General features: G+C 39.7%; 8 protein-coding genes and 2 pseudogenes. 8 read left to right on the forward strand and 2 right to left on the reverse strand.

From position 1 onward, the window contains the following. Window positions 1-57: 57 nt before the first annotated feature. The 5 genes and pseudogenes from pnuC to ADF62_RS07295 form a co-directional block, all read left to right on the forward strand. Window positions 58-416 (forward strand): annotated as a pseudogene (gene pnuC, locus ADF62_RS07275) (nicotinamide riboside transporter PnuC); the annotation flags it as partial. 558 nt (window positions 417-974) lie between these two features. Next, window positions 975-1,406 (forward strand): Rrf2 family transcriptional regulator, encoded by a 432-nt coding sequence (locus ADF62_RS07280; protein WP_048788487.1) that lies wholly within the window; start codon window positions 975-977, stop codon window positions 1,404-1,406. A 76-nt stretch (window positions 1,407-1,482) separates the two neighbouring features. Next, entirely contained in the window at window positions 1,483-2,487 is a 1,005-nt protein-coding gene (locus tag ADF62_RS07285; RefSeq protein ID WP_048788488.1) for an NADP-dependent oxidoreductase, read from the forward strand. Between the two features lie 13 nt (window positions 2,488-2,500). After that, on the forward strand, window positions 2,501-3,337 hold the full coding sequence (locus ADF62_RS07290; protein WP_048788489.1) for an alpha/beta fold hydrolase: 837 nt from the start codon (window positions 2,501-2,503) through the stop codon (window positions 3,335-3,337). 1 nt (window position 3,338) lies between these two features. Beyond that, window positions 3,339-4,211, forward strand: coding sequence for an SDR family NAD(P)-dependent oxidoreductase (locus tag ADF62_RS07295; RefSeq protein WP_048788490.1), 873 nt, complete (start codon window positions 3,339-3,341; stop codon window positions 4,209-4,211). 63 nt (window positions 4,212-4,274) lie between these two features. On the opposite strand, the pseudogene ADF62_RS11790 reads toward ADF62_RS07295, so the two are convergent. Continuing rightward, a pseudogene (locus tag ADF62_RS11790) lies at window positions 4,275-4,604 on the reverse strand (glucuronide permease). A 38-nt stretch (window positions 4,605-4,642) separates the two neighbouring features. After that, entirely contained in the window at window positions 4,643-5,182 is a 540-nt protein-coding gene (locus tag ADF62_RS07300) for a TetR/AcrR family transcriptional regulator (RefSeq protein WP_003097214.1), read from the reverse strand. 134 nt (window positions 5,183-5,316) lie between these two features. On the opposite strand from ADF62_RS07300, the gene ADF62_RS07305 reads away from it, so the two are divergent. From ADF62_RS07305 to ADF62_RS11205, 3 genes are all read left to right on the forward strand, one after another. Continuing rightward, window positions 5,317-6,213: a cation diffusion facilitator family transporter gene (locus ADF62_RS07305; protein WP_048788491.1), complete on the forward strand. Its 897-nt coding sequence runs from the start codon at window positions 5,317-5,319 to the stop codon at window positions 6,211-6,213. Between the two features lie 110 nt (window positions 6,214-6,323). Continuing rightward, window positions 6,324-6,593, forward strand: a complete 270-nt coding sequence (locus tag ADF62_RS11200; RefSeq protein ID WP_048788492.1) for a hypothetical protein — start codon at window positions 6,324-6,326, stop codon at window positions 6,591-6,593. Window positions 6,594-6,634: 41 nt separating this feature from the next. Then, window positions 6,635-7,051, forward strand: coding sequence for an IS30 family transposase (locus ADF62_RS11205; protein ID WP_239665010.1), 417 nt, complete (start codon window positions 6,635-6,637; stop codon window positions 7,049-7,051). The last annotated feature ends 145 nt before the right edge of the window (window positions 7,052-7,196 follow it).

Consider the following 7,196-nt stretch of genomic DNA (forward strand, 5'->3'; position numbering starts at 1 on the left):
AAAAGAGATAAGACAGTATCTATTCTGAGGTTACTGTCTTATTTTTAACACTTTTTGATCTATCAAGCCCAGTTCAAAAAAGAACAGCAGGAATTTGTTGCCCGTAAATTGGATGCGGTGGGATGGATCAAGTACTTATCAATTAGTGTGCTTTGGTGGTTAACCTTTGGTTTCATTTACCAATCCGTTGGCGCCAATCGTCTGTTCCGTGATTCTATTACCGATGCGACAAGTGGTGTCGGTCAGCTCTTGATGACAGCTGTTTATCGTGAGCAATGGATTTTCTGGGCAGCTACTAATATTTTCTCTATCTACCTGTGGTGGGGAGAAAGCCTTCAAATTCAAGGGAAATACTTCATTTACCTCATCAACAGTTTGGTTGGTACCAGTGGAGCAAGGCAGCTAAGAAAGCTTAATGCTTATGTTTATCAAATAATAAGAGAATCCAGTAGGGTTCTCTTTTTGCGTTGAAAAAAGAAGACTAATTCTAATTAGATTTTCTGATAAGAATAAGGAGTAGGATATCATATCCGCTCCTTTTTCCTTTGTTCTATAAAGAAATCTGATTTTATGGCCATTTTATTGCAGTTTACAAAGACTTTTTAAGGATTTTAATTGCATTTTCTTCAGTCTTACTTGTATAATGAATAAAAAGTAAAAATAGTATTATGAAAAAGAAATGGAAGATAGAGGCCAACTTCTCCAGCAGTGCAACAATTTATTATATACATGGAAGAGAAGTCTTCTGAATTACTAAAGACAACTCTTTGATACTTCGTCAGCTTTTGGTACAATAGTACAAATTTACAAGAGGTGGTCTATGATTTAGCAACACACGATTCCCATTTTAGAGTTTGACAACAAGTCACATGGCCTGATAATTTTAAAAAAAAGTGAAGCAAAAGCCTTGCTTTTCTTTTTATTTGTGTTAAACTTGTTCTTGTATCAGATACAAGATATCTAAAGGAGTTTTTATGGATACGAAATTTTCAGTAGCCTTGCACATCCTAACCATGATTAGTGAGAGTAAGGAAACCTTAAGTTCACAAGCACTGGCTGAGAGCGTTGGGACCAACGCTAGTTATATTCGTAAGGTGGTTGCCTTATTGAAAAATGCTGGACTGATCCTGTCTCAGCAAGGAAAAACGGGCTATCAACTTAGTAAATCGCCAAAGGACATCACCTTACTTAACATTTATTTTGCCACACAAGAAGTCAGCCACATCAGCTTATTTCCCGTTCACCAAAATAGCAATCTGGATTGCCCAGTAGGAAAACATATCCAAGCTGCTGTTTCGCCACTATTTGCTAGCGCTGAAGCTCAACTTGAGAAGGAACTAGCCCACCAAACCTTAGAAGATGTCATTGACAATCTTTATAAAGAAGCCAAACAAAAACGAAACTGATTTGCATGCAGATCAGTTTTAAAAAGACCAGACATGTATCTTTATCAGATACAATAAAAATAGAAAAGAGAAGACAATGAAAGCCGCACAACATACTACTTATAACAAAAAGAATATCACACTGAATATCACAGAAGTCGCTAAACCAAGTATTACAGACAAACAAGTCTTGGTCAAAGTCACCGCAGCTGGTGTCAATCCTCTGGATAACATGATTTCCCGAGGAGAGGTCAAGATGATTGTTCCTTACAAACTCCCACAAACTGCAGGAAATGAAGTGGTCGGTATCATTGAAGAGACCGGCACACAAGTCAAAAACCTCAAAGTCGGTGACCGAGTTTTTGGACGTCTCCCACTTGACCATATTGGTGCCTTTGCCGAGTATGTAGCCGTAGACAGTCAGGCTCTAGCCAAAGTTCCAGATTATCTATCTGACGAAGAAGCTGCTGCTGTTCCGCTTACTGCCTTGACTATCATGCAATCCCTAGAACTCATGGGAGCTCAAGCTGGCAAGACCATCTTTATCTCTGGTGGTACTGGAGGTGTCGGTGGAATGGCCATTCCAATTGCCAAGGCCAAAGGTTTGAAAGTCATCACCAATGGGGCTGGAGATAGCGCTGATCGGGTGTTGAACCTTGGAGCAGATCGCTTTATCGATTACAAAATAGAGGATTATACAAAAACTGTTAGCCAGGTTGATTATGTCCTCGATACCCTTGGGGGCGCTGAGACTGAAAAACAAATGTCTATCATGAAAAAAGGTGGTCAGCTTGTGTCCCTTCGTGCTATGCCAAATGGTGACTTTGCCAAACGGATGAACCTGCCAAAATGGAAACAGATCCTACTTGGACTAGCTGGTCGTAAATTTGATAAGATGGCTGACAAATACGGCGTTCACTACCATTTTATCTTTGTAGAAAGCAATGGCGCTCAATTACAAGAGGTAGCAGATCTCTTTAGCAAATTGGAAATCAAACCATCTATCGACACAGTTTATCCATTTGAAGAAGTGAATAGCGCCTTAGACAAGGTCGCTAATGGGCGCTCACGTGGAAAAACAGTCCTCAGCTTTAAGAAATAAAAAGGAAAAAACAATGTCATATCTTACAACTAAAAATCAATACATCACTGTTCAAGGAAATCAAATTGCTTATCGCGAACTCAGCAAAGGCAAATCAAAACTACCTCTTCTGATGCTGGTCCATTTGGCAGCAACTCTCGATAACTGGGATCCAAAACTATTAGACTTAATTGCTGAAAAGCACCATGTCATTGTAGTCGATCTTCCTGGTGTTGGAGCCAGTCAAGGAAAAGTGGCTCCGAATATACCTGGAATGGCTGAGCAGACAATTGACTTTGTAAAAGCGCTTGGTTACGATAAAATCAACCTCCTCGGTCTTTCTATGGGAGGTATGATTGCTCAAGAAATCATCCGAATAAATCCTACTCTAGTGAGCCGTTTGATTTTGGCTGGAACAGGACCTCGAGGTGGAAAAGAGGTCGATAAGGTAACTGGGAAAACTTTTAGTTTTATGTTTAAATCTGGACTCGAGCGTATCGATCCTAAACGCTATATCTTCTATAATCATGATGAACAAGGGAAAATCGAAGCTTTGAAAGTCCTAGGACGAATGGGTATGAGAACAAAGGAATTTGCGGATAAAGACATGAATCTATCAGGATTCCTAACTCAACTCAAAGCTATTAAACGTTGGGGGAAAGATTCTCAAGACGACCTAAAATTTATCACTCAACCAACCTTAATCGTCAACGGGGATAAGGATATGCAGGTTCCAACGGAAAATTCTTACGATATGCATGCAAAAATCGAAAATAGTAAGCTGATCATCTATCCAAATGCTGGCCACGGTTCAATCTTCCAATATGCAGACGAATTTTCAACAGAACTAATAGCTTTCTTGGAGGACTAAGATGATCAAAACGGTTCTGATTACAGGTGCTACTGACGGTATTGGTAAACATTTGGCAAAGAAACTGGCCAGTGAAGGGCATCAGGTCATCCTTCATGGTCGAAATCCTCAAAAACTGGAGTTGGCGCTTCAAGAGGTTCGTTCAGTCTCCTTGAGAGATAGAGTTTCTAGCTACCTTGCAGATTTTTCAAAATTAGACGATGTTTATCGATTTGTGAAGGAAATCAAGCGAGACTTTCAACGTATCGATGTCTTGTTTAACAATGCAGGCCTGTGTGCAGGAAAAGACCGAAAAGCGAGTGCTGAAAATGTCGAGTTGACATTTATGTTATCCGTTCTGGTTCCCTATATTTTAACAACTGAGCTAAGTCCCTTGTTAGAAAAAGCAGCTGACGGCCGTGTCATTAATACTTCTTCCTATATGCATCATTTTGCCAAGGTCAAGGATTTGGACTTTCAATTTGAGAAAGAATACAATCCAGGATTGGCCTATAATAATTCCAAGCTCTACACCATCTGGATGACACGTTATTTGGCAAGGAAATTCTTTTTAAAAGCTTCAAACATCACCATCAATGCCTATCATCCCGGCTTGATTTCAACTAACTTAGGGAATGATTCCAGTGATGAAAAGACGAAAAAGTCTCTCTTTGGACGCCTGATGAAGTCTCTGTCAAAAGATTTAGATCAGGGAATCGAAACAGGATATTATCTCACCTTATCAGAGGAAGTCAGGGGCTTGACAGGCTACTACTTTGATGAAAAGAAAGTCAAGTCTGTATCTGAAAAAGGATATACATTTGAAAAAGCACAGAAATTAATGGATTACTGCCAAAATAAGGTTAAAATGTTTAAAGAAAAGCAGGATATTTAATTCCTTATTTATTTCGTAACTACCAAAAAACTCAAGTTTTCATTGATAAAACTTGAGTTTTTCTTAGATGAGGGCTAATAAAATGGTAATAATCAGAGCGATTCCAATCCGAATGACATGGCAGGCTGGATTGAAGTTTTTTGTGCTTGCCATTCCAATAGGCTCCGTAGCAAATCAACCCACAGCCAATCATCCAAAGAGATAGTGCGACAATCGGCAAAAAGAAGTAGAGAATGAGAGAGAAGGTCGTAAGGCTACTTCCTAGAAAAAGTAGGTAAATTCCAAGGGTCTTCTTGCCCTTTTTAATTCGGAAACGCTGACTAATAAATGAAGAAGTGCAAAAGCAAGGGCCAAGAAATCTGTGAAAAAGCTGAGAAGAATGGGGAGAAGCATAGTTTTCCTTTTTATGATACATGATGTAAAGTCGCACCTTAGTTAGAAGCGACGTTTAAAATCTCCAAATAAAATTGGACCACTTCCTGTTCGCTATAGGATTTTCCTTTTTTTAGCCACCAGCTGAGAGTTTCAATGAAGTGGCTGACGACCAGGTGCTTGAGATAGGAGTGAGGAATGTTGGGGTGTGAGTGAATCAGTTCATCAGCGACCATCGGGTAGACATCATGTTCTAGCTCTTTGCGCAGTTGCCGGATAAAATAATCGTTTTTGGAGAGCAAGAGACTGGTCACATGGTCCTGATTTTTCTTGAAATGCTGAAAGATATGGGCCAGGTAGTCATGAGTAGAGAGTTGATTATTGCGCTCAAAGAGGTGGTGAAAGAGCTTTTGGCAGAGTTCATCCAGCAATAATTCCTTACTTTCGTAATGACTATAAAAGGTCGAGCGCCCGACGTCGGCTAAATCAATGATTTCCTGAACCGTGATAGTCTCGTAGTCTTTAAGGTTGAGTAATTGTAAAAAAGCATTATAGATAGCTTTTCGAGTCTTTGTAATGCGACGATCTTGTGCAGTCATATGGACACTATGAACAAACTGTTCAGTAACATACACAGCGAACGGTTTGCCCCTATCCTTTCTGTTGATAGTATTGGATAATAGATTCATGAACATGATGTTCATGAATCTATTATAACAAAGGAAGTAATATAATGAAGACAAAACGTGCGGTTTGGTTAGCTTTTTTCTTAAATCTAAGCTTTGCCATTGTTGAGTTTATTGCGGGTGGAATTTTTGGTTCCAGTGCGGTTCTCGCTGATTCGGTCCATGACTTTGGTGATGCAATCGCCATTGGCATTTCGGCTTTACTAGAGAGCATTTCCAATCGGAAAGAAGACAGCCATTACACCTTGGGCTACAAGCGTTTTAGCCTTTTAGGTGCCATGGTGACCGCTGTAATTCTGATGACAGGGTCTGGCATGGTGCTTTTGGAAAATCTAACGAAACTCTTTCATCCACAACCGGTCAATGAAGAAGGTCTTCTCTGGCTTGGATTCATTGCCATCAGTGTGAATGTCTTAGCAAGTCTGGTCATTCGTAAGGAAGAAACCAAGAATGAATCCATTCTCAGCCTGCACTTTCTGGAAGATACCTTGGGTTGGGGGGCTGTCATCCTAATGGCCATTGTTCTCCGATTTACCGACTGGTATATTCTGGATCCGCTCTTATCTCTTGCCATTTCCATCTTTATTCTGTCCAAAGCCATTCCACGTTTTTGGAGCACGCTTAAGATTTTCCTCGATGCCGTTCCAGAAGGAGTGGATATACAGAAGATCAAGAAAGATTTGGCAGAGTTGGACCATGTCGCTAGTATCAATCAACTCAATCTTTGGACCATGGATGGTTTGGAAAAGAACGCCATTGTCCATGTTTGTCTAGAGCATGCCGACTACATGGAAGTCTGTAAAGAGTCTATCCGCACCTTGCTCAAAGATTGTGGTTTTCAAAATGTCACCATTGAGGTTGATGAAGACTTAGCGACTCACCGATCTCACAAGCGAAATATCGAAGAGCTGGAAGCAAAAAGTGAGCATCAAGACCATCATTAAGGTTTTTTTAAAACTCTTAGAGCCTATCTTTAAGAGTTATTTTGATACCAAGTTCCCTAAAGTAAGCCTTTTCATGCTAAAATAGAATAAACGTGAAACAAGGAGTAATCATGAGTAAGAGAGCTGTGTTGATGATGACCTTTGGGTCACCAGAAGAGATTACCTATGAAGGAGTAGCGGAGTTTTTCACGAATATCCGGCGTGGTGTTCGTCCTGAACCACATGAAATTCAGACTTTACATGACAATTACGTCCGAATTGGTGGAACTCCACTCCAAAGGATAACTAGAGAAGAAGTGGATTTGGTTACTTCTGCTCTTGGAGAACGAGCGTCGGTCTACTTTGATAATAAATTTTCCCGCCTTTTTTCACTGATGTAATCAAAGAGATGGAGAATGACGGAATTGAAGAATGTTTGTGCATGATTTTAGAGCCTCATTATTCTTACTATTCTGTCATGGAATATGAGAAATTTTTAGAAAGTGATATTGAGGCTTCCATTAATCAATGGTTGTCTCAAGTCCCCAGCCATCTCTTTAAGTCGATCACTTTTGATTGCGGAAAAGAATTTTCTAATTGGAAATCTATTTCGAATGCACATGACATTGATATTTTCTTTGCGGATCCAGGATGTCCTGGGCAACAAGGTCTCAATGAACATTCTAATGGATTATTAAGACGAAATGGACTACCTAAACAAATGGATTTTACGAATATTTCTCAAAATTATTTATCAGCTACAGCTGATAAAAGAAAAAGAAAAAGACTTCCTAGGAAGTCTTTGAATTATCAAACACCATACCAAGTTTTTCTGAGTTACATGAAAAATCTAACTTAATTTGACAATTTAGGGAGATAAAAATAGGGAGTGGAAAAAGTCCAATCATAACCACCCGTCTAACGGGTGGTTTGACCAAGGACTATAAGCCCATAATACCAGCCAGCGCCTAAAGACGCTGGCTTTCACTTTGTTCAAGCCTTAT

This window comes from Streptococcus sp. 1004_SSPC (assembly GCF_001069025.1).
Taxonomy (GTDB): domain Bacteria; phylum Bacillota; class Bacilli; order Lactobacillales; family Streptococcaceae; genus Streptococcus; species Streptococcus vestibularis.

Bases quoted from the DNA above. Each gene is read 5' to 3' on its own strand.
- ADF62_RS07290 (WP_048788489.1), top strand. From the start codon at position 2,501: ATGTCATATCTTACAACTAAAAATCAATACATCACTGTTCAAGGAAAT.
- ADF62_RS07285 (WP_048788488.1), top strand. From the start codon at position 1,483: ATGAAAGCCGCACAACATACTACTTATAACAAAAAGAATATCACACTG.
- ADF62_RS07295 (WP_048788490.1), top strand. From the start codon at position 3,339: ATGATCAAAACGGTTCTGATTACAGGTGCTACTGACGGTATTGGTAAA.
- ADF62_RS07280 (WP_048788487.1), top strand. From the start codon at position 975: ATGGATACGAAATTTTCAGTAGCCTTGCACATCCTAACCATGATTAGT.
- ADF62_RS07300 (WP_003097214.1), bottom strand. From the start codon at position 5,182: ATGACTGCACAAGATCGTCGCATTACAAAGACTCGAAAAGCTATCTAT.
- ADF62_RS11205 (WP_239665010.1), top strand. From the start codon at position 6,635: ATGATTTTAGAGCCTCATTATTCTTACTATTCTGTCATGGAATATGAG.
- ADF62_RS07305 (WP_048788491.1), top strand. From the start codon at position 5,317: ATGAAGACAAAACGTGCGGTTTGGTTAGCTTTTTTCTTAAATCTAAGC.
- ADF62_RS11200 (WP_048788492.1), top strand. From the start codon at position 6,324: ATGAGTAAGAGAGCTGTGTTGATGATGACCTTTGGGTCACCAGAAGAG.